Origin of the sequence: Actinoplanes italicus, assembly GCF_003001815.1 — a bacterium.
In the GTDB taxonomy this organism is placed as follows: domain Bacteria; phylum Actinomycetota; class Actinomycetes; order Mycobacteriales; family Micromonosporaceae; genus Actinoplanes; species Actinoplanes italicus.
Window position 1 is genome coordinate 1 of the sequence record NZ_PVMZ01000009.1, and the last position, 26,604, is coordinate 26,604.

Consider the following 26,604-nt stretch of genomic DNA (forward strand, 5'->3'; position numbering starts at 1 on the left):
ACCACGGACCCGGTTGAGACGACCGACCCGTTCGAGACCACGGACCCGGTTGAGACCACGGACCCGGTTGAGACCACGGACCCGGTTGAGACGACCGACCCGTTCGAGACCACGGACCCGGTTGAGACGACCGACCCGTTCGAGACCACGGACCCGGTTGAGACGACCGACCCGTTCGAGACCACGGACCCGGTTGAGACGACGGACCCGGTTGAGACCACGGACCCGGTTGAGACGACCGACCCGTTCGAGACGACCGACCCGGTTGAGACGACGGACCCGTTCGAGACCACGGACCCGGTTGAGACGACCGACCCGGTTGAGACGACGGACCCGGTTGAGACCACGGACCCGGTTGAGACGACCGACCCGGTTGAGCAGGCAGAGGCCGACTCCGGCACGGGGGAACCGACGTTCGCAGTGCCGGCGCGATGGTTGCCGTGACGGATCGGTGTGGCGCCGGGACAGTGGGCGCCTGAACGAGTGAAAAGCACAGGCCGCATCCCGAGACGGGGTGCGGCCTGTGACCGTTCGTACGGGGACGGCTCGTCAGCCGTACCCCCGGATTATTTGCTTGCCCAGATGTCCAGGTTGAAGCGTTCGAGCACGCCCGGAACGAACAGGCCGCCGATGGAGAGCAGGGAGATCACCGTGAAGGCGGTCCGGAGGATGACCACCTCGACCTTGCCGCCCACCTTGACGGCCATGCTGTTCGGGATGCCGATCATCAGCCACATGCGGCGTCTGATCGGGATCGGCCAGAGGATGGGTACGCCGTTCTTGGTGATCATGTCGCCGAGGATGTGGACGAAACAGCCGACCGCGACAGCCAGGCCCAGCAGGGGGTAGCCGCGGTCGCTGGGCAGGTTGGCGGCAGTGAACCAGGCGATCGCGGCCGAGGCCAGGGTCACGATGACCCAGCCGGCGCGTTCCGCCCAGTCGTCGAAGAGGCCGCGCAGGGCGAGGCCGCTCATGAAGAAGACGATGCCGATGACCGCCCAGTACCCGTAGCTGTCGGCCAGCGAGGTGGTGCCCCAGCCGAGGAGGGCGCAGAACGGCAGCGTGTGGGTGAAGGTGCGGTGGCCGTTGTCGCGGCGCGGGTCACGCTTCAGCTTGGTGGCGGTGTAGACGCCCAGCGAGAACTTCTCCACGACCTCGGCGACGAACAGTGACGCCACACCGAAGGTCCGGGCGACCGTCGCCCCGCCCTGATTGCGGGTCACCTTGCCGGACATGTCCAGGTCGGGCAGGAGGGCGCCGCCCGCACAGATCGCCGTGCCGACCGCCACCTCCAGCGGCGTCTGGCTCACGTTGGCGAACTGGTCGAGCGCCCAACTGCCGGCCAGCCAGGCGGCCGCGCCGGATAGCGCGTGCGACGGACCCATCATCTGCGTTGTCCCTCCCCGAACAAAACTCGGCCACTGTGGCAGAGAGAACGAAGAAGATCAACGACTGGATGAGCGTGTCGTACGTGGGGTCGGCCACCCGACAGCGGACGGTCAGTGCCGGACCCAGTGGCCGAAGCTGTACTCCGGGTTCCACCGGCCGTACCGGGCGTGCTTCACCAGCCCGATCACCAGGAACGACAGCGGAATGACCGGCCAGAAGAACTGGGAGCCCGACAGGATCCACAGTGCGGTGAGGACGCCCGCGGCGATCAGGATGAAGCTCGCGTGCCGGGTGAGCGATCGGCGTGTCGCGGCGCGGACCTGCGGGGTGCGGGCCAGTGCCCGGCGGCCCCCGTCCGGCAGATCGGCGGTCAGCGGCATCAGCTCGTCACGGAACTTGGAGGCGTACGCCCTGGTCAAACGCTCTTCGCCCTCGGTGAGGTCGAGGCGGCCCTCCGCCATGGCGGCGCGCACGATCTCGGCGACGGTCTCCCGTTCCGCGTCGGAGGTCCGCAGGCGGGTCGTTCCGGGGGCGGTTCCTTGGGGGTGCATGGCCTTCTCCTTCGCTGGCGGCGTTCTTGCCTGCCTCCAGAGTCGGCTGCGAGGCCTCCGGGCGCGTCGGTCCGGCGAAGCATCCGCCGGGCGCATGCGGAGTCGAATTCGATCTCTGCGGTACGCCCGGAGTCGTATCCGCCGCACGCCGGCTGCGCCCGTGGTGGTAGCCGCCGGGCACGCCCGCGGGCCGATGCCGGGCGGGGTGCGGGTGTCGTAGGTTCGGTGCATGAAGCCGGTCGACCGAGTGGACGGGTGCGACCCGCCCGAGCCCGTGAGCCGGGCCTCCGAAGACCTGGACTCCTGGTCGCGGCGCAGGCCCCGGAGGCACGCCGACTGGCCGCCCGGGGCTGCGATCGCCGCGACGATCTTCCACCTCGCCGGCACGCAGGACCTGGCCGACCGCGGGTTCGTCCACGTCGACTCCACACTGCTCTACTACGTGCTCCTGCTCGCGGGCCCCGTCGTGCTGCTCGGGCGGCGCAAGGCGCCGATCGCGACGTTCGTGGTCGCCGCGACGGCGTCGATCGCGTTCGCCACCCACGCCCAGCCCTACTGGATGTACGCGGTCGCCCCCGCACTGGCGCTGTTCAACCTGGCCAAGCTGGGCCGGCGCATCGAGGCGGCGATCGCCGGCGCCGTCGCGTGGGCGGTCTATCTGCTGGTCACCGTGGCGCTGGCCGGCCCGCTCGGCCTGCCCGGCGACGCCCGGCCCGACCTCCGGGAGGCGGTCCTGGCCGCGGTCGGGATCGCCGGTTCGGTCCTGATCGGCACCGTGTCGAAGGCCCGCCGCGAGCAGCTGGCCGCCCTGGCCCGCGCGCGGGAGGAACGGCAGCGGGCCCGCGACGAGCAGGAACGCCGGCAGGCCTCGGAGGAACGGCTGCGGATGGCGCAGGAGCTGCACGACGTGCTCGGCCACCACCTTTCACTGATCAACGTGCAGGCGGGAGTGGGGTTGCATCTGATGGACAACCGCCCGGAACAGGCCCGCGAGGCGCTGTCGGCGATCAAGACGGCGAGCGCGGAGGCGTTGCGGGAGGTGCGGTCGGTGCTGGGCGTCCTGCGGACCGAGGGGGAGGCGGCGCCCCGGCAGCCGGCCCTCGGGCTGAGCAGGCTCGCCGGGCTGACCGCCGACGCCGGCTTCCCGGTGCGCACCTGGATCGGCGGCGAGCCTCGGGTGCTGCCGGCCGAGGTCGACCGGGCCGCGTACCGGATCGTGCAGGAGGCGCTCACCAATGTCCGCCGCCACGCCGGGCCGGACCCGCATGTGCTGATCGAGATCACCTACCAGCCCGCCACCCTGGCCCTGTCGGTCACCAATACCGGCGCCACGACCGAGGGCAACGCCGCGGGCAGCGGCATCACCGGTATGCGGGCCCGGGCCGAGAGCCTGGGCGGACGGCTCACGGCCGGACCGCGGCAGGCCGGTGGTTTCGGGGTCACAGCCGTCGTGCCGGCTCCACCGGTTCCCGGAGCCGGCCCGCTCCCGGCGGGTTCGCTGCCCGAGTCGACCGGCCCCGAACCGTCGCCGTGGGGCACGCCGGTCACCCCGCCGTCCGCGCCCGAGCCGGTGGAGGAACCGGCCTGGCTGACGGCGCCCGTCCCGCCGGCTGAGCCGGTCGAGATGCCGGTGGTCCGCGCGCCCGAGCCGCCACCGGACTGGCGTCCCGGTCCATGCGCCCCACGCCGCAGCGACCTCGTTCCCGGCACGGCGCCGGATTCCGCGCCGGCGCCGGGTTCGGCGGCGCCCGGGGAAGCGGCAGGGCCGGGTTCGGCGGCGCCCGGGGAAGCGGCTCGATGATCTCGGTGGTGCTGGTGGACGATCAGGCCCTGGTGCGGGCCGGGTTCCGGGCGCTCCTCGACGCGGAAGAGGGCATCGAGGTGGTCGGCGAGGCCGCCGACGGCTTACGGGCGGTCGAGGTGGTCCGGGAGACCCGGCCGGACGTCGTTCTGATGGACATCCGGATGCCCGGCGTGGACGGCCTGGAAGCGACCCGGCGGATCGCCGCGGATCCGCAGCTGGCCGCCACCCGAGTGGTCATCCTGACCACGTTCGAGCTGGACGAGTATGTGTTCGAGGCGCTGCGTACCGGCGCGTCCGGGTTCCTCGTGAAGGACACCGAGCCGGTGGACCTGCTGCGCGGCGTGCGCGCGGTCGCCGCCGGTGACGCGTTGCTGTCGCCGAGCGTGACCCGCCGGGTGATCGGTTCGTTCGTCTCGGCGGCGGCCGGCGGCCGGCAGCCCGAGCCACCCCGCGAACTCGACCAGCTCACCGACCGGGAGCGCGAGGTGATGGTGCTCGTCGCCGAGGGTCTGTCCAACGACGAGATCGCCGCCCGCCTGGTGATCAGCCCGGCCACCGCGAAGACCCACGTCAGCCGCACGATGATCAAGCTGGGCGCCCGCGACCGGGCCCAGCTGGTCGTCCAGGCGTACGAGGCCGGCCTGATCCGCCCCGGCTGGCTCGGCTGAAAGCCCGCCGGCCGGGCTACGACCGGCGGGTGAGGGGTGTGGACGGGGACAGGACGGCGCGGTTGCGGCCGGCGGCCTTGGCGGCGTACAACGCCTCGTCGGCGGTGCGCATCAGGGCGTCCGGTTCGGGACGGCTCTCCGCGGCGGCGCCGATCGAGACGGTCACCGCCAGCAGGTCGCCGCCGACGTCGACGGGCAGGCCGGAGACCTCGGTGCGCAGGCGCTCGGCCAGGGCGAGCAGCTCGTCGGGGCCGGTGTGCGGGGCGAGCACCACGAACTCCTCGCCGCCGTACCGGGCGACCACCCCACCGGCACGGCTGCCCACGGTCAGCCGGCGGGCCACCTCACGCAGCACCTGATCGCCGGCCGGGTGGCCGTACCCATCGTTGACCTGTTTGAAATGGTCGACGTCGATGACGAGAAGGCCCACCCCATGGCCGGTACGCGCAGACCTGCGACATTCGACGGCGAGCGCCTGCGTGAAGTGCCGCCGGGTGTGCAGCCCGGTGAGCGAGTCGGTGACGGCGGCCCGGCGCTGGGCGGCGACGAGGCCGGACATCCGGGCCAGCACGAGCAGGAACATCACCGCGCAGGCGGCACTGATCAGCGGCACGCTCACCGGATCGTCGAACAGCCACTGGATGAACTGCACGCCGGGCGCCATCAGCACCGCGACGGTGAGCATGCCGAGCCGGCCCGGTGACGCGTCCGGCAGCGCGGTGTCGCTGCGCTGGTCGAAACGGCGGATGCCGGGATGCAGGGCGGCGGAGCCGAGCATGCCGAGCGAGATCATCCACATGGCGTCGAGGTACGACTCCGAGGCAGGGCTGCCGTCGGCGATGCCCTCGACCGCGTACGCGGTGTCCACCACGAACATCAGCGACATGCTGCCGAGCAGCAGATAGAGCACCGCCCCGCGGGTTCCGGTGCCCATGACCAGGCGGATCGCCAGGATGAAGACCATCAGATCCAGGACCGGGTACGCGGCCTGCGTGAGCTTCGCGTTGAGCGGCAGCCCGGAGTCGGCGGTGAGCGGTTCGAGGACGTAGATCCAGCTGAGCAGGCCGGCACTGATCGCCACGACCAGCGCGTCGACCCCGCTCGGGATGTCCCAGCCGGGCGCGCGGCGGCGGATGAACACCAGCACGGCGGCGCACAGCAGCAGGTAGTAGAGGAAGTAGGTGAGGTCGGCCGGGGTCGGCTCGAGGTAGCCGCCGAGCCAGCTGTCGTAGACGGTCATCCCGTCCGCGATCGCGTAGAGCACCTGGGCGGCGAACAGCAGGAACCAGCCGGCCCGGTGCGGCGGCCGATGCCACAGCGTCCCGATCAGGACGACGATCGGCACACCCGCGCTGACCACCATGTACGGCGCGATGGTGGCCAGGTACGGCGCCTCCACGATCCCGGACCACACGCGCATGGCGACACAGATCGTCAGCACACCGAGCCAGGCGAGCCCGGCCCGCCGATCACGTCGCACCAGCCGAGCATCCCGGCACTCGGTTGCATTCCGGGTGCGGAGCCGGAATCCCCCGGTTGCGGGAGCACGGTCAGAGGCGGCGGGCGCGCAGGTGCTCTGCGACCGACCAGGCCTGGAACGGGCAGCCGGTGGCCCGGTGCGGCGGGTCACCGTCGGCGGTCTCGGAGATCGAGCCGAGCCCGTGCTCGGACAGGTGGGCCTCGGCGTCGGTCAGCACGTCCTCGCCGCTCGCGCCGACCCGGTGCAGGGCGGTCACCCACGGTCCGGTCAGCCACGGCCAGACGGTTCCGGTGTGGTACGCCCGATCGCGCTCCGCCGGTGTGCCACGGTGCCGCCCCGAGTAACCGAGCTCGCCGGGCGCGAGACTCCGCGGCCCGAGCGGGGTGAGCAGCGCGGAGCCGAGCCGGTCCAGCGTCTCCCGGCCGGGCCGGGCCGGCGCGTGCGGCAGCGACCAGGCGAGCAGCTGGTTGGGCCGCAGCACCGGGTCCTCCCCGGAACCGCCGACCACGTCGTGGAGCAGGCCGCCGGGCGCCGGGAAGAGCCGGGCGAACCCCTCCCGGGCCTGCGGGCAGGCGCGTTCGGCGGTTCCGGGCGGGATCCCGGTCCGGGCGGACAGCTCCAGCACGGTGGCCAGTGCGTTGATCCAGAGCGCGTTCACCTCGACCGGCTTGCCGGCGCGCGCGGTCACCGGAACCCCGTCGACGCGCGCGTCCATCCAGGTCAGGGCCTTACCCTGGGCGCCGGCCCGGAGCAGGCCGTCGGCCGGGTCGGTGCGGATGCCGTACCGGGTGCCGGACAGGTGGTACGTGATCACGTCACGCAGTGCGGGCAGCAGTTCGGCGGCCAGGTCGTCGTCGCCGGTGACCGCCACGTGCCGGCCCGCCGCGTGCAGGAACCAGAGGGTGCCGTCGACGGTGTTGTATTCGACGGCCCCGGTGTCGGCGGTGTTCGCCAGCATGCCCTCGGACAGCGTCCCGGCGTACGCCCGGAGCAGTTCCCGCCCCTGCTCGGCCCGGTTCGTCGCCAGGAACAGGCCCTCGTAGGCGATCATCGTGTCCCGCGACCACGACCCGAACCACGGGTAACCGGCGACCACGTCCGGCCCGTTGCGGGTGCGGACCACGAACGCGTCGGCGGCCAGGGCCAGGGTCGCCTGGGTCTCGTCGGCAGGTGACGCCGCCAGGACGACCGCCCGGTTGCGGGTGCGGGCCGCGACCACGGCCGGACCGGCGGGTGGCGGCGGATCGTCGAGGTCGCCCGCCCAGGCCGACACCTCGGCGATGTCCCCGGGGGCCGGCAGATCCACATGGAAGCTTCCGCCGTACCAGAGATCCTCTGCCGAAGTGAGGCCTCGCTCGTCCTCCGTCCGGTGACGGACGTCGCGGAACCACTCGCCTCCCGGCGTGAAGCCCGGCCCCCTGATCCGGTAGGCGTTCTCGACCACGCAGCCGTCCGCCGTCGCGGTGACCGCCGGAGGCGCGCCGGCCGCCGTCCGCTCGCCGTGCGCGTCCCGCCAGGTGCAGAGCGCCTCGAGGGTGAGCCGGACCGGGCCGCCGGCGACCAGCCGGTGCACGATCGCGACCGCGGGCCGGCCGTGCACCGCGGCGATCTCCCGCTCGATCACCACCCCGCCGAGGCGCCACCGCCACCGCGGCACCCCGTCGATCAGGGCGAAACCGGCGAGCAGCCGGTGGCCGGCCGGGGCGATGGCGCCGTCGGCCCACTCGTGCACACCCAGCCGGACCACCGCGCCGGACGGCAGGGTGACGACCGGATCGAGGGACGCGAGGCCCAGATGGCGGGACGCGGGTGTGTCGCCCGCCACCACGAGCAGGCCGTGATAGCGGCGGGTCCGCAGTCCGCTGACCGTTCCCATGGCATAGCCGCCGACCCCATCGGGTACCAGCCATTCCCGTGTGGCGCCCTCGTTGAGGCGGGCGCAGACCTGAGGACCGAAAGTGATCGGGCGGACCGTAGACACGGGAAGAACCCCAATCGCGCCGAGGCTTACACACTTGACACATCAGCGTGACAGTCTTCAGGGTGATCGACTGCGGGATTCGGGTAGTGGGGGTGAGAACGGACGTGTCGGAGCGGGTGCGCCTGGCCCAGGCCGACTCCGGCGAGCAGCCGTGGCGGGCGTGGGGTCCCTACCTCGCGGAGCGCGCCTGGGGCACGGTTCGTGAGGACTACAGCGAACACGGGACGGCGTGGGACTACTTCCCGCACGACCACGCGCGCTCCCGGGCCTACCGCTGGAACGAGGACGGCATGGCCGGCCTCTGCGACGACCGGCAGACGTTCGCCTTCGCGCTGGCGCTGTGGAACGGCAAGGACCCGATCCTCAAGGAGCGGATGTTCGGCCTCGGCGGCGACGGCGGCAACCACGGCGAGGACGCCAAGGACTACTGGTGGTACCAGGACTCGACGCCGACCCACTCCTGGATGCGCTGGCGTTACCACTACCCGCAGGCGGCGTTCCCGTACGACCAGCTCGTGCGCGTCAACGGGGCCCGGTCCCGCAACGAGGGCGAGTACGAGCTCGTCGACACCGGCGTCTTCGACCACGACCGGTTCTGGGCCGTCACCGTCGATTACGCCAAGGCCGGTCCGACCGACGTCTGCATCGCGATCACGGTGAGCAACCGCGGGCCCGACCCGGCGGTGCTGCACGTGCTGCCCACCCTGTGGTTCCGCAACACCTGGTCGTGGGGGCTGCCCAACCGGCAGGCGCCGGCCATGACGGGCACGCCCGGCCGCCTGGACGCGGAGCACCGGTCGCTCGGCCACCTCACCCTCGACGGGCAGGGCGCGCCGGTCGCGCTGATGTGCGACAACGAGACGAACGCGCAGCGCCTGTGGGGACTGCCGGGGCGCAGCCCGTACCCGAAGGACGGCATCAACGACCACCTCATCCACCGCACGCCGACCGTCAACCCGAACGGCGTCGGCACCAAGGGTGCTCTGCACTACCGGCTGTGGATGGGCGCGGGGGAGACCCGTACCCTCCGGCTTCGTCTCACCCAGAGTGACCGCCCATTGCCTCCCGCCGACCTGGGGGACGGCTGGGCCGAGGTGATGCGGACCCGGCTCGCTGAGGCCGACGAGTTCTTCGGCGAGGTGCTGCCCGAGGCCGCGACCGACGACGAGAAGGACGTCGCACGGCAGGCCGTCGCGGGTCTGATGTGGGGCAAGCAGTTCTACCACTTCGACGTCAAACAGTGGCTGCGCGGCGATCCGGGCAACGCGCCGCCGCCACCGGGCCGGCGCTACGGGCGCAACAACGGCTGGTGGCACATGAACAGCTTCGACGTCATCAGCATGCCCGACCCGTGGGAGTACCCCTGGTACGCCGCATGGGACCTGGCGTTCCACTGTGTCAGCATCGCGCGCGTGGATCCGGGTTTCGCGAAGTCCCAGCTCCTGCTGCTGCTCCGCGAGTGGTACATGCACCCCAACGGCCAGATTCCGGCGTACGAGTGGTCGTTCTCGGACGTGAATCCGCCGGTGCACGCCTGGGCGGCCCTGCAGGTGTTCAAGATCGACGGCTCCCGCGACTTCGACTTCCTGTCCCGGATCATGCACAAGCTGCTGCTCAACTTCACGTGGTGGGTCAACCGCAAGGATGTCGGCGGCCACAACGTGTTCGAGGGCGGCTTCCTCGGCCTCGACAACGTCGGCCCGTTCGACAGGTCCGCCGCGCTGCCGGTCGCCGGGGTTCTCGAACAGTCCGACGGCACGGGCTGGATGGCCATGTACGCGCTCAACCTGCTCGACATGTCCATCCTGCTGGCCCTGCACGACCGGACCTACGAGGACATGGCCACCAAGTTCTTCGAGCACTTCACGTACATCGCCGAGGCGGCGTACCGGCAGGGGCTGTGGGACGAGGAGGACAGCTTCTTCTACGACGTGCTGCGCCTGCCCGACGGACACAAGGTGCCGCTCAAGGCGCGCTCCATCGTGGGCCTGCTGCCGCTCGCCGCCACCACCCGGCTCACCTCGGAGACGCTCAACCGGCTGCCGGGGATCAGCGCCCGGGTCCGCTGGATGCTGCATCATCAGGGCGAGTTCGGCGACGTGATCAGCGCGCGGCGCCTCGGCGGCGCCGATCGGCGCCAGCAGCGCCTTCTCAGCATGGTGGGTCAGGACCAGCTGCTGAGGATCCTGGCCCGGCTGCTGGATCCGGAGGAATTCCTTTCACCGTACGGCCTCCGCACGCTGTCCCGGGCCCACCTGGAGAAGCCGTTCACCGTGTCGCTCGGCGGCTCGGACTTCACCGTCGGCTACGAGCCGGCCGAGAGCACCAGCGGCCTGTTCGGCGGCAACTCCAACTGGCGCGGTCCGGTGTGGATGCCGGTCAACTACCTGCTGGTGCAGGCGCTGCGCGAGTACGCCGAGTTCTACGGTGACGACCTGAAGGCCGAGTACCCGACAGGTTCACAGTGCAAGAAGGGCCTCGGTGAGATCGCCGACGATCTGTCCCGCCGCCTGATCGGCCTGTTCGTGCCGGACGCCGAGGGGCGGCGGCCCATCTACGGCGCCACCGAGCTGTTCCAGACCCACCGGGACTGGAAGGACCTGATCGCCTTCCCGGAGTATTTCAACGGCGACAACGGCGCCGGTCTGGGCGCCTGGCACCAGACCGGCTGGACGGCGCTCGTCCTCGACCTCGTCTTCAACCTGAGGTCCGGCCCCGATCGCTAGAGATCGACGTCTGTCGCTGAGGTGGCCGAGTCGGGCCGGCCGCCGGGTGCCAGGCGCATCATGAGATTCCGGGCCGTCGCGCGACGCCCCGGAAAGTCGCGTTCACCGATCGGTGATCATCGCTAGAGTGTCCCCTCGGTCCGGCCGCGTCGGTCGGACCGTCGAAGGGGAGGCCGGATGGGCGTGCGGATCAGTTTTCGTGGCGGTGCCGGTGTGCTGCTGGCGACGGCGCTTGCAACCGGTGGCTGTGCTGCCGGGGACGGCGCCCGTGCGGTGAAGCCGGGCACCACCACCGTCAGCGCGCCGGCGAGCGCGGCCGCTGAGCGGACCGACGCGGCCGCCGCACTCGCCGCGTCTCTCGGGGCGCTGAAGACGGAGAACTACCGGTTCACCTCGTACATCGGTGAGAAAGGCACGATGACCGGCCTGATCAACCCGGCGAGCAAGAACCGCGAGTTCGTCGCCACCACCACGACATCCGGCAATGCGAGCACCATCACGATCCGGGACGTCGACGGGGTGGTCTATGTGAAGGTCGAGAAGGCGGACGGCAGCGGCGGGCCCGCCGACGGGAAATGGCACCGGATCGGCGACGACAGTCCGCTGAACTCCGTATCCAAGTTCGATCCGTCCGACGTGACCAAGCAACTCGAGACCGCCGCCGACGTGCAGTGGGCCGCCGCAGATACCGTCAAGGGCACGATCGACCTGACGAAGCTCATGCCGTTGGGCGGCGGTCCCGCCGCCAGCGGCACGCCGACCTTGAAGGCCATGCCGTTCGAGGCGAGCTTCGACGATGCGGGCCGGCTCGTGGACTACCGGTTCAAGCCGGAGGGGGACGCGGCGAAGGTGGCCGCCGGGACCGGCATGACGTTCTCCGACTACGGCGTCCGCGTCGGCGAGGTCGTGGCTCCGCCCGCCGCGAAGCCGCTGCCCTCCTGACCTGTCGCGTGTGGACCCCGGGTGCCCGGGATCCACACGACGGTCAGTGCGAGCGGGTAACGATCACCTCGGCCACGTGGCGCAACTGCTCGTGGTCGGGGTTGAAGCCGGCGGCGATGTCCGGGTGCAGGCCGGCCTTGGCCTGCTCCAGTAGCATTGCGGCGACCTGTTCGACGCTCTCCCCGGCGTAGTGCTGCTCGACCTTGACGGTCGCGGCCTGAAGAGCGGAACTGAGCTGATCCTCCAGCGGGCCGCGGAGCTTCTGCTCCACGGGGTTGAGGGTCTGCGGGTCAAGGGTCACATGCGGCTCGGCCAAGGTTCTCCTCCGGAGTTCAGCGACGCAAGCCCGGGTACCCGTACATGGGGCGACGGTAAACCCCGAAGGTCGGCTCCGCCCGGGTTTCACCTCGAAGAGGTAGTCGATCCTCATAGGGGTGACGGTCGCATCCCAGATCGCCGGCCTGTCCTCCCGTTCTGTCCTCCCGGCCCGGCGCCTCGGACACGATCGGCCCGTGCAGCACTCGGGCCGCGCCTTCGCCCCGCAGCACCGGCGACCTGATCCCCGGCCCGGCCAGCCTCCTCGCCGTCTCGCGCGACGCCCGGACCGATGTTGCCGGTTGACGGTCGGTGGGGTCGCGTGGGTGCCGATGTGGCCGGTTGAAGCCTGGCGCGGGGTCTGGGCGGGGTGTGATCATGCCGCCGCTGGGTGCCGGGGGACGGCTGTCCGCCGCGCCAGCCAGCTGCGTACAGGGCTGCCCGGACGTCCGCGATGACTTCCCGCGGGCGGTAGCGGACGGCCCAGCCGGGGAAGCGGAGCAGCCGGACACCGCTGATGGCGATCTCGTTGCCGGCTCGCATGTCGGCATACCACCCCACCCGTACACGTCCATGTGTTGTGCACCGTCGATCTCGATCTGCACCCGCCAGACGTCGAAATACACGTCGCGGTAGCGGTTACGGCCGGATCGGTCGCGCCGCACCGTCTGCCTGGACGGGCGTGGAAGTCCTGCCTGCCGGCAGAGACGGAGGAACTCGATCTCGTACGCGGACTCCGACCCTCCCGAGGCATCGGCCACCGCGGACTCGATGACGGATCGGCGGCGTATCCGCTGCTCGGCACCGAGCACGGCGTTCACCTCGGCCGCTGTGACCAGTCGCTGCTGGAAGGTGGCCGCAATGATCGAGACCGCGCCCGCATCGGTGAACGCCCACCGGGCCGCGTCGACCAGGGAACGTGCGGCCGTAGTACACGGTGGGGCCGTGTCGAAGCGAGCGTCGGCACGGGGAAGGTGCCGGCTGCGGTGCACCACCACACCCGGCGGAGGATCACGATCGGTCAGGTGGGCCGGGAGCAGGACGTGGACCGGCTCCGCGTCGTCGGGCAGGCGCAGGCCGAGCACCCGGAGAGCGGTGGAACCGCCGAGCAGCGCGGGCCGCCCGTTACCCACCGCCAGCGATGCCACCCACAAACCCTCCGCTCGGCCGATCGGTCCGGCGTGCGCCAGGAAAACGCCCCGGTGGACGCGACGCCAACTCCCGGAAGCGACCCGGTGGCGAACGGTGCTCTCGGACAGATGACGGCGAGCCTGCCGCCAGCTGATCACCGCACGCTGCCGGTCGAGGAGCGCGGTGAGGGCGGGGTCGGTGTCCCGGGTGGCGTTCACCGATCCAGCATTACGCCGCCGGAAGCGGCGTGTAAGCCCCTGTGGACAACCCAGGGAACGCCCGCCGGTCGCGACCTCGCACGGTGCTGTCCTGTGTGTGCTCCGGCCGTTCGCCAGCAGCGCTGGAGTCACACATTGCATGGTCGTGTGTGCGTCGCTCGCGCTTCTGGCGACGCTGAAAGCGCACGCTGGCGTTCCGCGGACGATGGCCGTCGCCATAGCGACGGTGGGGTCACTTGCACCCGTCCCGTGCGCGCCGAGCGCCCCGACGCGTAAGCGGAGTCACAGCGCGCTACCCAAGGCGGCCGGTCCGTGCCGGGTGGCGGTCCGTGCTGGGTGGTGATCGGCGCCGAAGGCGGCCGTGCAGGTCAGTCGGCAGAGCCGGAGGGCACGGGCGAGCCGGTCCCGGACGGAAAGACGTAGCCGGAGTACGAAGGAAAGGCTGCGTGGCCGAGCAGGGCCGGGTAGGCCGGAGGGCGGGACGAGAGAGTTGAGTGGGAGAAAAGGGTCGGTGGTCCAAGGAGAGGCTCTCGATCGCCTTGGACCACCGACACTGTTTCGCTACCCGGGAATCGCGGGGTTAACCATGTGGGCGAGAAGTGGTGGAAGAAGTTCGCGGAGGATGTCGACGCCGTCGCGGCTCAGTACGGACTCCGGGTGGAACTGGACGCCCGCGAAGCCGTCACCGCGCAGCGCGTGGACGGTGCCGTCGGCGGGATCGACGGCCAGGTCGACGGGGCCGTGAGCAGTGATCACGCCGGTGGTGGAGCCAGGCGGTGCGGGGACGGCGGAGCTCACGGGTGCGGCGGAGCCCGGGCATGCGGTGATGGCAGAGCCGGAGGATGCGGTGGCGGAGGATGCGGTGGCGGAGAATGCGATGGCGGCGGAGTCGGAGGATGCGGGGGGAGCGGTGGCCACCGCGGAGAAGCTGGAGTAGAAGCCGACTCGGCGGTTCGTGCCGAACAGGCTGACGTCGCGGGCGAGACCCTGGTAGGGCGAGTCCCGGCGGGCCAGGGGCAGCCCGAGCAGCGAGGCGAGGATCTGCTGGCCGAGACAGACCGCGAAGAGCGGATGCTCCGCCGCGAGAGCCGCGGTGACGAGCCGGTGCAGGGTCGCCATCTTGGGGTCGCCGAGGTCGGACGGGTCACCGGGGCCGGGCCCGAAGAGGATCAGATCCGCCGAGGCGAGGACGTCCGGCAGCACCGGTGATCCGCCGGGGACGGGCACCGACGAGGAGGCCAGGGATTTCCAGGAGTGGACGGTGACGGTCAGGCCCAGGGCTTTCAGCTGGTGGGCGAGCATCGCCGTGAAGGTGTCCTCGGCGTCGACGATCGCGGCGTGCCGGCCGGCCAGGGACGGGACCGTCAGCGCTCCGGGAGCCCGGGAGTCGAGCCAGAAGCGGGCCAGCTCGTCGTTGCGGGCGGCCAGAAGCGACTGGACCTCCGGCGAGTGCGCGTCACTGCGTACAACATGAGGGTTTGCAGGAACCGCGCCCAGCGCGGACAGCAGGCCGGACGCCTTGGTGTGAGTTTCCGCCACCTCGCCCGCCGCGGTGGAATGGCGGACGAGCGTGGCGCCCACCGGCACGCGCAGGACACCGTCGGGGGTGATCTCGGCGGTCCGGATGAGGATCGGCGCGTCCAGCGTCTGCCGGCCGGAGTCGTCGTGGTCGAGCAGCGCCAGTACGCCGGCGTAGTAGCGGCGGCCGCGGCGTTCGTGGCGGGCGATGACGCGGCAGGCGTTCTCGATGGGGCTGCCGGTGACGGTGGGGGCGAACATGGTTTCACGCAGCACCGCCCGCACGTCCAGGGAACCGCGACCGGCCAGCAGGTACTCGGTGTGGGTGAGCCGGGCCATCTCCTTGAGGTACGGGCCGGCGACCTGACCGCCGTGTTCGGCGACGGTGGCCATCATCTTGAGTTCCTCGTCGAGGACCATGTACAGCTCCTCGATCTCCTTGGGGTCGCGCAGGAAGTCGAGGATGTCGCCGGAGCCGTTGCGGAAGGTGCCGCTGATCGGGTTCATCATGACGATGCCGTCGAGGACGCTGACGTGCCGTTCGGGGGTGGCGCCGACGAGGATCCGGTTGCCGGTGTCGACCAGGAACGTCCAGTAGGTGCCCTGCTCACCGGCGAGCAGCCGGCCGAACGCGGCGCGCGGGTCGCCTTCGAAGCGTGCCGTGTAGGTGCGGTGGATGACGAAGTTGGCGCCTTCGCCGTGCCCGATCTCGTCGCGGAGCACGTCCTCGACGATGCTGCCGTACTCGTCGTCGGACAGGTCGAAACCGCCGTCGCGCAGGGTGATGTCGCCGGGCGGGAAGTTCTCCAGCGGCTCACGATGCCGTGACCTGACCAGCAGGCATTCCAGCGGGGCACCGTCGTCGACGCAGTCGAAACCACGTTCGGTGATCTGCCGGTACCCGATGACGGCCAGCACGGGTGTGCCGGGCGTCATCGGGATCTCGTCGAGCGTGCCGACGGTGACCACGTCGCCGGTGAGGACGTCGACGTGGTCGGCGCCGTCGCGGTGCAACAGGGCGTATGGCATGGTCCCTCGTTTCTGGTGAGGGCCACCGGGCCGAGATCCGGCCACGAAAAAGGCCGCCTCAGCGAGGCGGCCGCGGTGTGTAGCGCGCGGGAAGGGGCCGCCGGTCAGGCGGGCCACCACATGGTCAGTCTTGCGCGCATGGCGGGAAGCTTACGGTGGGCCGGGGACTTGTGCCAGACCCTTCATCTGTACGGGAATCGCGGACCCGTACAGACGAAAGGTCTTCTCAGGCGGCGAAGGCGAGCCGGATCGCATCGCGGGCCCACAGCATGCGCCCGATCGCGCAGTCCGGGTGTTCGCCGAACTCCTGGGCGACCATCTCGGCACACCCTGTCTCGCCGATCCGGCCCACTACGTCCGTGACCGCGGCCCTGATCAGTTCGGGCGTCGGTTTCCAGGAGCGCTGCAGGTCGGAGGCGAAGAGGGCTTCGCAGCGGATGTCGTCGATCGTCGCGTTCATCGGTTCCTCCCAGCCGTTGTCGTGCGCGGTGGTGTGTTCGGAACTCAGCACACCGTCCGCCGGCTGCAGACCGGGCACGCTGCGGTTGCGGGCTGGTTGCGGGCCAGATTTGCGAACATCACCAGCATCAGGGGGTATATCAGGATATGGTCCGAACACACATAGCCAACGGACCGGGGGATTCCGCGTGACGACCGTTCTGGTGGCCGACGACGACGCTGACATCCGCGATCTGGTCGCCTTCAAGCTGGAGCAAGCCGGGCTCGAGGTGCTGGCGGTCGGTGACGGTCAGGCCGCCGTCGAGACGGCACGCAGCCGCCTTCCGACGCTGGCGGTCCTGGACGTGTCGATGCCGGGGCTCTCGGGCATCGACGTGTGTCGCACGTTACGTGCGGATCCGGCCACCGCCGGCATGCTGATCATCATGCTCACCGCGCGGGTCCAGGAGCAGGACGTCGAGGGCGGGTTCAGCGCGGGCGCCGACGACTATGTGACCAAGCCGTTCAGCCCGCGTGAGCTGGTGTCCCGGATTCAGGCCCTGCTCACGCGGGCTCGCACGTGATCTTGCGCTAGTTCGCCGCCTCGACCAGCTTGTCCAGGTCGGCGGCGCTCAGCGGGCTCCCCGGGAACGACGCCATCCGGCTCAGCGGCAGGCTCCCCAGCATCATCAGCATCTCCGGGTTCGCGGTCATCGCCGACATCGGCCCGTCACCGGCGGACGCCGCGAACGCCGCGCCCAGCACCTCGGCGCCGCGCGGGTCGGCGAACCACTCCCCGACGCTCGACTCGGTCGTCAGCGGCACCCGGGCCGGGTCACCGGCCACGTGCACGGTCGTCGAGGCGCGGACGTCCCGGGACGAGGCGCCGACCTCGATCAGGTACTCCCCGCCCTCGACGATCCACCGGCCGAGCCGGGTGTCCCAGTAGGCGAGGTCCTCCCGCTCGACGGTCAGCACGGCCTCGGCGGTCTCGCCGGCCGCGATCGGCACACTGGCGAACGCCTTCAGCTCGCGCGGGGCGCGCCGGACCTTCGAACCGGGCAGGCTCACGTACACCTGCACCACCTCGCGACCGTCCCGGCCGCCGGTGTTGGTGACCGGCACCCGGATCTCGACGCCCGACGCGGTGGCCGTCGCGCGGGCGGCGCCGTAACCGAACGTGGTGTACGACAGCCCGAATCCGAACGGGTACGCCACCTCCTGCCCGCGCGCGTCGAAGCCGCGGTAGCCGACGTGCAGACCCTCGCCGTACCGGACGTGGCCGTGCTCGCCGGGGAAGTCGAGGTAGGACGGGTGGTCGGCGAGCTTAAGCGGGATGGTCTCGGCGAGCCGGCCGGACGGGTTGACCCGCCCGAACAGCACGTCGGCGATCGCGCTGCCGCCGGCCTGCCCGAGCAGCCAGCCCTCCACCAGGCCGGGCACGCTCGCGTCCCACGGCTTCGTGGCGATGACGGCGCCGTTGGAGAGCACGACGACCGTGTTCGGGTTGACGGCGGTGACCCGCTCGATCAGCTCGAGCTGGGCGGCCGGCAGGTCGAGCGAGTCGCGGTCGGCGCCCTCGGTCTCGTGCAGGCTGCCGACGAAGACGATCGCCACATCTTTCTGGGCGGCGACCGCGACAGCCTGGTCCAGCAGGGCCTCGCCCTCCACCGTGTAACCGGGTGCGAAGTTCACCTCCGCGGTGGTCGAGGCGGTGATCGCGGTGAGCGCGTCGTCGAGCCTGGTCGGGGTGATCTGCGAGCTGCCGCCGCCCTGGTAGCGCGGCGTCCGGGCGAACTCGCCGATGACGGCGACGCTCTGGGTGTCGTTCAGCGGCAGCAGGTCACCGTCGTTCTTCAGCAGGACGATCGCCCGTCCGGCGATCTCCCGGGCGAGTGCGTGATGGGCGTCCGCGTCATAGGTCCCGGCAGGCCGTTGCCCGGCCTTCTCGATCATCTGCTGTACGAGAGAAGCGCTCTTGCGCAGAGCCGCCGGATCCAGCCGGCCCGACTCGACGGCGTCGACCAGCGCCCGGTCGCCCTCGGTATCCGGCCCCGGCATGGTCAGGTCGAGACCGGCCTCGATCGCCCTGACCCGGTCGACCACGGCGCCCCAGTCGGACACGACCAGGCCCTCGAAGCCCCACTCGCCGCGCAGCACCTCGGTGAGCAGCCAGTGGTGCTCGCTCGCGTACACCCCGTTGACCTTGTTGTAGGCACACATCACGGTCCACGGCTGCGCCCGGGTCACGACCTTGTGGAAGGCCCGCAGATACATCTCCCGCAGGGTGCGCTCGTCGACGTCGGCGCTGACCCGCATCCGGTCGGTCTCCTGGCTGTTGACCGCGAAGTGCTTCAGCGAGGCGCCGACGCCCCTGCTCTGCAGGCCGCGCACCCACTCGGTGGCGAGCACGCCGGTCAGGATCGGGTCCTCGGAGAAGTACTCGAAGTTGCGGCCGCCGAGCGGGCTGCGCTTGAGGTTGACGCCCGGGCCGAGCAGCACGGCCACGTCCTGTGCCCGGCACTCGTCGCCGAGGGCCTCGCCCATCCGGCGCAGCAGGTCGGGATCCCAGGTGGAGGCGCTGGCCACGGCCGGCGGGAAGCAGGTGGCGGGCACCCCGGCCAGCAGGTCGTCGCCGGAGGCCTGCATGCGGACCCCGTGCGGGCCGTCGGTCACGGTGACGGAGGGAATCCCTTGGGACTCGACCCCCTCGGTGTGCCAGAAGTCGAGGCCGCTGGTGATCGCCGCCTGTTCCGAGGTGCTCAGTCCCATCGGATCCCGTCCTTACTTAGTACCTACTAGGTATTAACTGCTTTGAAACATAGCCCAAGGGATTGCTGGTAGGAAAGACACGTGCAGACCTCCCCACCGTTCCGTCGCGACCGCGCTCGGTTACCCGCCGCCGAACGACGCCGTCAGATCCTTGAGATGACCACGAAACTGATCGCGGAGAGGGGTTTCTGGGGTCTTTCGATGCAGGACGTGGCCGACGGCTGCGGTCTGACCGTGCCCGGCATGCTGCACCACGTCGGCTCCAAGGACAGCCTGCTCGTCGCGGTGCTGGAATACCGCGACGAGCAGGACTCCCTCTCCCTTGCCGAGAAACTGGGCCGCCCTCTGCACCAGCTCTTCAGCGACGGCCGGATCAGCCTGGCCGAGGTGTGCGACGCGGTGGTCCGGCGCAACGCCGAGCAACCGGAGATCGTCCGGCTCTTCGCGGTGCTGGAGGCCGAGTCGCTCGCGCCCGGTCACCCGGCACACGCCTACTTCAAGACCCGCCAGCGGCGCACCCTGGACGAGTTCGCCGCCCTGGCCGAGGGCGTCGTCGACGACCCCCGCGAACTCGCCGCGCAGGTCGTCGCCATGATGGACGGCCTGCAGATCCAGTGGCTGCGCGAGCCGGAGACCGTCGATCTGGTCAGCGCCTGGCAGCCGGCGGCGCGGCGCCTCTTCGAGCGCTAGGCCCTAGGCCTTCGGGTCGGGGGCGCCCAGCCAGGAACGCACCTGGGCGCACTCCTCGTCGGTCAGGGCGATCGCGGCCGCGTCCGCCCGGTTCAGCACGTTGTCGGCGAACGCCGTGGCGATCTCCTCGGCGTCCGGCGGCGGCTGCCGGTAGAGCGGCGCCCCGCCGAACGCGGTGCCCCGGGTCACGAACGCGATCGCCGACCGGCTCACGTCGACCCCCTGCTCGGCCAGCAGGTCACGGGCCCAGCGGGTGGCCTCGGTCAGGTTGAAGTGGTGCGACGCCGCATAGTCGGCCAGCGCCCGATAGACCGGCGGCCACATCTCCCGGGGCAGCCGCGGCAGGCCCAGCGGCGCGCTGAGCCGCACGATCGACTCGGGGGCGGGCCCGGTGGCGGCCGACGTCTCCGGCGGGCCGTGCCGGCTGTCGTCCCAGACGAAGTGGTTCGAGAACTTGGCGTGCGGCAGCCGCAGGCTCTCCAGGGCCCGGACGAACCCGCCGAACCCGAACCAGTTCGACGAGTCCACCCCGTTGCCCAGCTGCCGCCGCAGGTCGTGCGCCAGCGAGGCCAGGTTGAGCGGGCCCGGCGCGGCGGCGAAACGCCAGCTCACCAGGTCACGGAACTGCTCGTAGGAGGCCTCCGGCTCGGGCTCGCCCGGCGGGCTCACCACCACCGCCTCCTCGCTGTCCACCGGCTCGCCCTGCACGAGCTCCAGCAGCTCCTGGCTGGTGATCAGCCGGTCGGCGATCGAGGTGAAGGCCAGCGCCGCGTCGGCCGGCGAGACGATCGTGGTCCGCCGGTCGGACCGGCGCAGCCGCACCAGCAGCGGGGTCATGTCCGAGTCGCCGGAGGCGATCACGAACTCCTCGTACCTCACGGGGTCGGCCAGCGCGTCCACCGCGTCGACCACCATCCGGATGTCGGCGGCGTTCTTGGTGTGCGTCAGGCGCGGGCAGTCGATGACCTCGAAACCCGCGTTCACGAAGTACGGCCGGAAGCGCGAGTAGTAGAGCCGCTGCAACCCGCTCGACGGGTCCGGGTGCGGCACCCATCCACCCGGGTTCATGTAGCAGCGCAGGATCAGCCAGCGCCGCGGCGCCTCCACCGTCAGCGACGTGGTCAGCCGCGACAGCCAGGCACCGGGCTCCTCGGCGAACTGGATCGCGACATCCGGGTCCTGTCTGATGAGGGCGCTGAACACGTTGTCGAAGTCCAGGTACAGCGCGGCACGTACGCGGTCCATGACCGAAAACCTACCCCGCGTCGCACACCGGGGGCGGTCGGCACGCTCCGAAAGCCGGTTGACTGCGGCGACGCCACCGCCGACGGATCGGAGCCACCCGGTGCACCTCGCCCAGGCACTCGACGTGCTGGAGACGCTGTTCGCGGCCTCGGGGCACCCGGAGATCGAGGCGGTGGAGCGTTTCGGCACCGACGCGGCACCGGGCGGTCCGTCACCCGCAGGGGTACGCCTGCGGTACGCGGGCGGCGCTCTCGCGTACCTCTGGGGTGCCGTGTGGCCTTCGGAGACGGATCTGCCGACACCCGAGCGACTGCCGCCACCGCGCGGCAACCGGCCGGACCGCGCGGTCGTGCTGGCCGCGCTGCTGCTCGACGCCGCCCGCCCGCCGGAGTTCCGCTCGTGGCAGCTGGTGGCGCTGGCCGACCTGGGACCGACCGGGCAGCGCGGCAAGGTGCCCCGCGGCCTGCGGATCGTCGCCGCCGACGGCACCTCGCTGCTGCTGCGCGCCACCGCGGCCGGCGGCCCGGACCGCGACCCTTCGGACGAGCCCTACCCGGACTGGCGGGTGCCCTCCTTCAGCGCAGACCTCAGCGCAGGCCTCAGCGCAGGCCTCAGCGCAGGCCTCAGCGCAGGCCTCAGCGCAGGCTGAACACCGGGCCGCGTGGGGTGAACGGCAGGCGGGCGCCGCGCGGCATCAGGAACGCGTGCGGCCGGCGGATCCGCAGCACGTCGCACTCCCCGTCGGTGATGATCAGGATCGGTCCGGACGGGGGGAAGTCCTCGGCGCGTTGCAGCAGCTCGATCGCGGGCTGCAGGACGGTGCCGCCCCGGCCGCGGACCCGTACCCGCCCGGCGATCTCCTCGACCCGCAGATAGCCGGCGTCATAGGCGGCCGCGTCGCAGAACACCACCCGCGCCGCCGGCACGTCACGGGCCGTCGAGTAGGACGCGATCGAGCCGAGCGCTTTGCCCATCAGCTCGGCGCCCATCGACCCCGAGGTGTCCACCACCACGCCGAACGTGCTCCGCGGGACCGCCTCCTCGGGACGGTGGCGGCCGGGACGCGGGATGTCCGGCGTGGCGGCCTGGCGGCGGGACATCCGGGCGTACGACCGGACCGGCTCCACCACCGGCACGTGCTCGTCGAACCAGCGGGCCAGTGCGACGTCCCACGGCGGGGGAGGCTGTTCGAGCACCCGGATCTCGGCGACCAGCCCGGACGGCAGCAGCCCTCGCCCGCTGCTCTGGTGATAGGCGTAACCGGTCAGCAGGGCGCGACGGCAGTACTCGTCCAGGTCCACGCCGCCACCCCGCCTGCCGGCCCACGGCAGCGGCTCACCCAGCATGTCCCCGGCGCCGTGGCCGCGCAGCGTCGCGAGCTTGCGCATCCGGCGCAGGTCGCCGGCGATCCGGTCGTAGACCTGCTCGGCCGACGCACCGGCGAACTCCGGGTCGTGCAGCACCCCGTCCGGCAGCACCCCGACGCCCATCTCGACCAGCCAGCCGTTGATCACGAAATCACAGGCCACGTTCCACAGGTACGGGTCACGGGCACCCGACCGGTCGGCGTGCCGCAGCGCTACGTGCAGCAGCTCGTGGGCCAGCACGAACCGCCACTCGCCCTCGGTCATCGACCGCCACGGGTTCACGTAGATCTCGCCGGCCTCGGCCGACACCGCTGCGATCGAGATGTCCCAGGCGCGAGCCAGCGGACCCTCGGCGACCAGCGTGAACCCGGCCGCCACCGCGCCGAGCAGCGGGTACGAACCGATGAACCAGCTCATCGCCAGCTCCCACGGCTGCCGTACCGGAGCGCGGCCGTCCACCGACTCGCGGGCGCCGCCGGCCACCTCCACACCGGCGGCCGCCGCCGCGGACAGGCCCAGCGCGAACCGGTCCGCCCAGACCGGCTCGTGCCCGTCCCGGAACCGGACCGGCGTGAGATCCAGATCGGGCGCCACCGACAGGTCGGCCGGGACGCCGTGCCGCCGCCAGCGCTCCGCCAGATCCACCTCGTCGGCCGACGGCAGGAGCTCAGGCAGCGGGTCCGGCTCCCGGCCCAGCTTCACCGCACGCTGGAACCGGGACACCGCGAGACAGGCCGCCGCCCGGGACGCCTCATCGGGCTCGCCCTCCGGCGTCAGGTGGTCGAAGCCGAGATGGAGCAGGCTGTGCGCGAGAACCCAGCGCCACTCCTCCCGCGTCAGCCGCCGGGCGCGGCTCACCACGATCTGGCCGTCCACCGACACCCGGGACAGGGCGGTCATCGGCTTGTCGATCATCGTGACCGACACCTCGGGTCGCGGATAGGTGCGCTCGGTCATCGGGGCGAACAGTGGATGACCGGCCAGTTCGTTCCAGGCGGCGCGGAACTCCAGCGTGTTCGGGTCGGCCTCCGGCTGCCGCTGCTTACGGGCCATCCCCGCGCCGCCCGCTCAGGCCCGCGCCGCGACCAGGCGCGGCAGGTCGCGGCTCACCTCGACCAGGAACCAAGCCGGCAGCACCGGGTGGCCGTCGTTGTCGGGGGCGATCACCAGCCGGCCGCACTCCAGGGACAGCTCGGAGAGCTCGACCAGCATCGCCTTGGCCCGGTGCGCGAACTGGCGCAGGTTCGCCGAAGCGTGTGCCTTGCCGGCCGGCAGATCCTTGATCAGGCGGGCGCGGAAGGCCTCGGCCAGGAAGTAGAGCAGGTCACGATCGTCGGGGCGGGACGGCCAGCCGGCGTCGCCGCGAACGATCGCGTCCAGGCCGTACCGATGCCGGACGATCTTGACGTAGCCGCCGAAGGCGGTGGCATGCGCCGGCGTGAGCGTGCCCGCGGCAAGCAGGCCGACCGTCTCCTCGTCGATGCCGTCGCCATAGGACCGCAGCGCGTCGGAGAGCATGTGCCAGCTGCGCGGGGTGGAGAACGGCTCCTCCACCTTGGGCGGCGCCGACCAGAGGTGATCCGGGCGCTCGGTGAGATAGCCGAGCACCCACTGGTGGATGCCGGCCTCCCGCGCCCAGGCCGACCAGTCCGCCCAGGCCGCACGCAGGTGCACGTGGATCAGGCGGTTGACCAGTGCCGACGCCATCGGGCGGGCGAGCGCGTTGTCACTCGAGCGGTTGCCCGCGCCGATCACGATCGAGCCGGGCGGAAGCTCGTACGCCCCGATCCGCCGATCGAGGATCAGCGAGTAGAACGCCTTCTGGACCTCCGGGCTCGAGGAATTCAATTCATCGAGAAAGAGGCAGTACGGCTCGTCGCGCGCGATCGACTCGGGCGGCGCGAACCGGCTGCGGCCGTCCCGCAGCTCCGGCACCCCGATCAGGTCCTCGGCCGCCAGTTGCGTGCCGACCAGGGTCACGCACTCCAGGCCCAGCGAGTCGGCGAAGTCACGGACCAGCGAACTCTTGCCGATGCCCGGCGCGCCCCACAGGAACACCGGCCTGGCCACCGCGACGTGCAGAAGCAGGCCGGGCAGCTGGGCGGGAGTCACCGTGATCGCGGAGTGCACGCCGATCAGTCTGGCCTTTCCGCTGCTCGGCCTGCATCCGTATTAATCGCCGGACATCCTCACCCACCGGACATCGAGGCCCCCACACCATTGCCGGTGGACAGATAGTCGGTGCCGGGCAGCTTCGCGGCCGCGGTGCGTGCCCCCTCGGCGGTGGACGCGTCCTCCGAGCGGAAGGTCAGGCCCGGCTCCTGCCAGCTGTTGTTGCTCGGCTTCGCCCCGGAGGACAGCGCCTGCTCACCCCGGGTGTTGCCGACCGACGCGTTGTTGCGCAGCACCGCCGGGGCGGTCGTCATCGAGAAGCCGAGACCCGTGTTGCGGTACGCGGTGTTGTTGCCGAGTTCGATCGCCGCCGCGTTGCCCTCGTCGACGAAACCATGACCGTCATTGCCCCATGACGCGTTGTGCCGGACCTGATGAGCGGCCGCCGCCGGATTCGGGGAACCGCCGCCGACCGCGAACCCGTTCGCCCCGTTCCGGAACGACCAGTTGTACTGCACCTGCACCCGGCTGCCGAACGCGCCCAGGTTGATGCCGTCGCCGCCGTTGCGGAACGCCCGGTTGCCGCGCAGCAGATTGCCGTCACCGTCGCCGAACTGTACGGCCAGACCGGACCCGCGGTTGGCGTAGAAGTCGCCGTCCAGCACCTGGTTTCCGGCCGTGCCGGGGTCGCGCAGCATCAGGCCGACACCGGCGTTGTCGTGCACGGTCAGTCGCTCGAACACGTTGTTCGTGCAGGCCAGGCACGTCCAGGTGGCGTTGCGGGCGCCGGTCACCGCCAGGTCGCGCACGGTCCAGTACGACGCCCGCTGGGTGATCGCCCACTCGTCGGCAGGGATGCCGGAGGCGTCGATCACGGCGCGCTCGGAGCCGTACCCGGCCAGGGTCACCCGCTGCGCCGCGGTGCCGCTCGTGGTGATCGAGAGCGGACTCGTGGGGCGGTGGGTGCCGCCGCGCAGCGCGATCGTCTGTCCCGGCTTCACCACCGAGACGGCTTTGGCGATCGAGGCGTACGGGCGGGCGAGGCTCCCGTCACCGTCGTCCGAGCCATCCGGTGCCACGAAGATGTCGGCCTTGGCCACGCCCAGCCCGGTGACTGGCCGCTGTGTCGGCGTCTGGGTAGGCGTCGCTTTCGTATCGCTGCTCTTCGCCGGTGCCGCGGTGGTGATCGTGGGTGCCGGGTTGGTGACGGCGGGCAGGGGTGCGCTCGCCTGCGGGGTGTCCGGCTCGTTCACCACCGCGAGACTCAGGCCGCCGCCGGCCACGACCGCGGCCGTGACCGCGGCCACCAGGGTCTTGTGCTGCACCAGCGTGTGCGCGACCAGGGTCGGCGCGGCGGCCAGCGCGGGCACGGTCGCTCCGCTTTGGAAGGCCGACTGGATGCCGGCCCACAGCGCCACCGGCACCGGCATCGCCGCCATGCCGAGCAGCAGCCGCTCCGGAGACACCATGCCGGACTGGTGGGAGTGGCACTTCGGGCAGTCCCGCACGTGCCGGGCCAGCCGCTTGCGCCACACCGAGTCGGCGTTGCCGTCCCAGAACCGCATGGTGCTCGCGAGCTCCGGGCACACCGGGTTGGCCCGCAGCGCCCGGACCACCCCGCGGGAGAGCTCCAGCTGCGCCTTCATCCTCTGCACCCGCACCGCGGCGTGCTTGGGCTTCACGTCGAGCACGGCCGCCAGCTCGGCCCGGGTCAGATCGCCGCGGGCCTCCTGCCACCACAGGGCCAGCAGCTCCCGGTCGCCGTCCTCCAGCCAGCGGATCGCCTCGCCGAGCTCGCGCCGCTGATCGGCGACGACCAGCTCGGCGGTGGTCCGCTCGGCGAAGTCCCCGACCGGGTCCGGCACGTCCACCGGTTCCGGATGGTGGCGCATCAGCGTCATCTTGCGCGTGCGCAGGTGCATCTGGACCCGCCGGTAGGCGATCGTGACCAGCCAGGACCGGAACCGTTCCGGGTCGCGGAGCCCGCCCAGCGCGTTGATCGCCTGGAGCATGGTGTCCTGCACCAGATCGTCGACGTCCGGATGGCCGTTGAGCGCGCGGCCGATGATGTTGTAGATCAGCGAGAGGTGGTCGGTGATCAGCTGATCAAGGGCGTGCACGTTCCCACGTTGCGCGTCACGGACCAGGCCCGAGACGTCGGGCGCCATGGTGATCTGACTCTCCGTCACCGTCCCGCTTCCTTCGTCGAAGTGGCCCCGCGGGCCGGC

The 26,604-nt window shown here is 71.3% G+C and carries 19 protein-coding genes and 1 pseudogene; 8 read left to right on the top strand and 12 right to left on the bottom strand.

Annotated features, from left to right (window positions below; translation table 11 throughout):
• Nucleotides 1–444 (top strand): annotated as a pseudogene (locus CLV67_RS52725) (hypothetical protein); the annotation flags it as partial.
• Nucleotides 445–566: 122 nt separating this feature from the next.
• Here the strand turns inward: CLV67_RS52725 and CLV67_RS22135 are convergent.
• On the bottom strand, nt 567–1,388 hold the full coding sequence (locus CLV67_RS22135) for a metal-dependent hydrolase (protein ID WP_106321393.1): 822 nt from the start codon (nt 1,386–1,388) through the stop codon (nt 567–569).
• 111 nt (nt 1,389–1,499) lie between these two features.
• Nucleotides 1,500–1,940, bottom strand: a complete 441-nt coding sequence (locus tag CLV67_RS22140; protein WP_106321395.1) for a DUF1707 SHOCT-like domain-containing protein — start codon at nt 1,938–1,940, stop codon at nt 1,500–1,502.
• A gap of 229 nt (nt 1,941–2,169) precedes the next feature.
• Here CLV67_RS22140 and CLV67_RS22145 point away from each other — a divergent pair, with 229 nt between their 5' ends.
• Together CLV67_RS22145 and CLV67_RS22150 are read left to right on the top strand one after the other, a co-directional pair.
• Entirely contained in the window at nt 2,170–3,741 is a 1,572-nt protein-coding gene (locus CLV67_RS22145; RefSeq protein WP_146169258.1) for a sensor histidine kinase, read from the top strand.
• Entirely contained in the window at nt 3,738–4,412 is a 675-nt protein-coding gene (locus CLV67_RS22150) for a response regulator (protein WP_106321397.1), read from the top strand. Before CLV67_RS22145 ends, CLV67_RS22150 begins: the two co-directional genes overlap by 4 nt.
• 16 nt (nt 4,413–4,428) lie before the next feature.
• On the opposite strand, the gene CLV67_RS22155 is transcribed toward CLV67_RS22150, so the two are convergent.
• Together CLV67_RS22155 and CLV67_RS22160 are read right to left on the bottom strand one after the other, a co-directional pair.
• Nucleotides 4,429–5,892, bottom strand: a complete 1,464-nt coding sequence (locus tag CLV67_RS22155; RefSeq protein ID WP_239166430.1) for a GGDEF domain-containing protein — start codon at nt 5,890–5,892, stop codon at nt 4,429–4,431.
• 70 nt (nt 5,893–5,962) lie between these two features.
• On the bottom strand, nt 5,963–7,873 hold the full coding sequence (locus tag CLV67_RS22160; RefSeq protein WP_106321399.1) for an amylo-alpha-1,6-glucosidase: 1,911 nt from the start codon (nt 7,871–7,873) through the stop codon (nt 5,963–5,965).
• Between the two features lie 92 nt (nt 7,874–7,965).
• Here CLV67_RS22160 and CLV67_RS22165 point away from each other — a divergent pair, with 92 nt between their 5' ends.
• Nucleotides 7,966–10,599, top strand: coding sequence for an MGH1-like glycoside hydrolase domain-containing protein (locus CLV67_RS22165; RefSeq protein ID WP_106321401.1), 2,634 nt, complete (start codon nt 7,966–7,968; stop codon nt 10,597–10,599).
• A 177-nt stretch (nt 10,600–10,776) separates the two neighbouring features.
• Entirely contained in the window at nt 10,777–11,541 is a 765-nt protein-coding gene (locus tag CLV67_RS22170; protein WP_106321403.1) for a hypothetical protein, read from the top strand.
• Nucleotides 11,542–11,584: 43 nt separating this feature from the next.
• Here the strand turns inward: CLV67_RS22170 and CLV67_RS22175 are convergent, their stop codons facing one another.
• From CLV67_RS22175 to CLV67_RS22190, 3 genes are all read right to left on the bottom strand, one after another.
• A complete protein-coding gene (locus tag CLV67_RS22175; RefSeq protein WP_106321405.1) occupies nt 11,585–11,857 on the bottom strand; it encodes a hypothetical protein in 273 nt (90 codons plus the stop codon).
• Nucleotides 11,858–13,766: 1,909 nt separating this feature from the next.
• On the bottom strand, nt 13,767–15,752 hold the full coding sequence (locus CLV67_RS22185) for an anthranilate synthase family protein (RefSeq protein ID WP_106321407.1): 1,986 nt from the start codon (nt 15,750–15,752) through the stop codon (nt 13,767–13,769).
• Nucleotides 15,753–15,978: 226 nt separating this feature from the next.
• Nucleotides 15,979–16,290, bottom strand: coding sequence for a hypothetical protein (locus CLV67_RS22190; RefSeq protein WP_239166431.1), 312 nt, complete (start codon nt 16,288–16,290; stop codon nt 15,979–15,981).
• A 109-nt stretch (nt 16,291–16,399) separates the two neighbouring features.
• On the opposite strand from CLV67_RS22190, the gene CLV67_RS22195 reads away from it, so the two are divergent.
• Complete coding sequence (locus CLV67_RS22195) at nt 16,400–16,774, top strand: response regulator transcription factor (protein ID WP_106321409.1); 375 nt, start codon at nt 16,400–16,402, stop codon at nt 16,772–16,774.
• Between the two features lie 7 nt (nt 16,775–16,781).
• On the opposite strand, the gene CLV67_RS22200 is transcribed toward CLV67_RS22195, so the two are convergent.
• Nucleotides 16,782–18,962 (bottom strand): glycoside hydrolase family 3 C-terminal domain-containing protein, encoded by a 2,181-nt coding sequence (locus tag CLV67_RS22200; RefSeq protein ID WP_106321411.1) that lies wholly within the window; start codon nt 18,960–18,962, stop codon nt 16,782–16,784.
• 156 nt (nt 18,963–19,118) lie between these two features.
• On the opposite strand from CLV67_RS22200, the gene CLV67_RS22205 reads away from it, so the two are divergent.
• Nucleotides 19,119–19,652, top strand: a complete 534-nt coding sequence (locus tag CLV67_RS22205) for a TetR/AcrR family transcriptional regulator (RefSeq protein ID WP_106321413.1) — start codon at nt 19,119–19,121, stop codon at nt 19,650–19,652.
• Between the two features lie 3 nt (nt 19,653–19,655).
• Here the strand turns inward: CLV67_RS22205 and CLV67_RS22210 are convergent, their stop codons facing one another.
• The gene (locus tag CLV67_RS22210) at nt 19,656–20,897 is read right to left on the bottom strand and encodes an NYN domain-containing protein (protein WP_106321415.1); all 1,242 of its coding nucleotides are present in this window, start codon (nt 20,895–20,897) and stop codon (nt 19,656–19,658) included.
• 100 nt (nt 20,898–20,997) lie between these two features.
• Between CLV67_RS22210 and CLV67_RS22215 the strand changes: the two genes are divergently transcribed.
• Nucleotides 20,998–21,546: a hypothetical protein gene (locus tag CLV67_RS22215; RefSeq protein WP_203737186.1), complete on the top strand. Its 549-nt coding sequence runs from the start codon at nt 20,998–21,000 to the stop codon at nt 21,544–21,546.
• Here CLV67_RS22215 and CLV67_RS22220 read toward each other — a convergent pair.
• The 3 genes from CLV67_RS22220 to CLV67_RS22230 all read right to left on the bottom strand — a co-directional run bounded on the left by CLV67_RS22220 (nt 21,533) and on the right by CLV67_RS22230 (nt 26,565).
• Nucleotides 21,533–23,317, bottom strand: a complete 1,785-nt coding sequence (locus CLV67_RS22220) for a DUF2201 family putative metallopeptidase (RefSeq protein ID WP_106321417.1) — start codon at nt 23,315–23,317, stop codon at nt 21,533–21,535. The two genes, CLV67_RS22215 and CLV67_RS22220, sit on opposite strands and share 14 nt — an antisense overlap.
• A gap of 15 nt (nt 23,318–23,332) precedes the next feature.
• Nucleotides 23,333–24,376 carry an ATP-binding protein gene (locus CLV67_RS22225; protein ID WP_203737187.1) on the bottom strand — a complete coding sequence of 348 codons (1,044 nt, stop codon included), beginning with the start codon at nt 24,374–24,376 and terminating at the stop codon, nt 23,333–23,335.
• Nucleotides 24,377–24,453: 77 nt separating this feature from the next.
• Nucleotides 24,454–26,565, bottom strand: a complete 2,112-nt coding sequence (locus CLV67_RS22230; protein ID WP_106321425.1) for a sigma-70 family RNA polymerase sigma factor — start codon at nt 26,563–26,565, stop codon at nt 24,454–24,456.
• Nucleotides 26,566–26,604: the final 39 nt, after the last annotated feature.

Excerpts from the sequence above, each read along its gene's own strand:
- CLV67_RS22200 (WP_106321411.1), bottom strand. The coding sequence starts at position 18,962 with ATGGGACTGAGCACCTCGGAACAGGCGGCGATCACCAGCGGCCTCGAC.
- CLV67_RS22205 (WP_106321413.1), top strand. The coding sequence starts at position 19,119 with ATGACCACGAAACTGATCGCGGAGAGGGGTTTCTGGGGTCTTTCGATG.
- CLV67_RS22135 (WP_106321393.1), bottom strand. The coding sequence starts at position 1,388 with ATGATGGGTCCGTCGCACGCGCTATCCGGCGCGGCCGCCTGGCTGGCC.
- CLV67_RS22170 (WP_106321403.1), top strand. The coding sequence starts at position 10,777 with ATGGGCGTGCGGATCAGTTTTCGTGGCGGTGCCGGTGTGCTGCTGGCG.
- CLV67_RS22145 (WP_146169258.1), top strand. The coding sequence starts at position 2,170 with ATGAAGCCGGTCGACCGAGTGGACGGGTGCGACCCGCCCGAGCCCGTG.
- CLV67_RS22220 (WP_106321417.1), bottom strand. The coding sequence starts at position 23,317 with ATGGCCCGTAAGCAGCGGCAGCCGGAGGCCGACCCGAACACGCTGGAG.
- CLV67_RS22210 (WP_106321415.1), bottom strand. The coding sequence starts at position 20,897 with ATGGACCGCGTACGTGCCGCGCTGTACCTGGACTTCGACAACGTGTTC.
- CLV67_RS22185 (WP_106321407.1), bottom strand. The coding sequence starts at position 15,752 with ATGCCATACGCCCTGTTGCACCGCGACGGCGCCGACCACGTCGACGTC.
- CLV67_RS22150 (WP_106321397.1), top strand. The coding sequence starts at position 3,738 with ATGATCTCGGTGGTGCTGGTGGACGATCAGGCCCTGGTGCGGGCCGGG.
- CLV67_RS22140 (WP_106321395.1), bottom strand. The coding sequence starts at position 1,940 with ATGCACCCCCAAGGAACCGCCCCCGGAACGACCCGCCTGCGGACCTCC.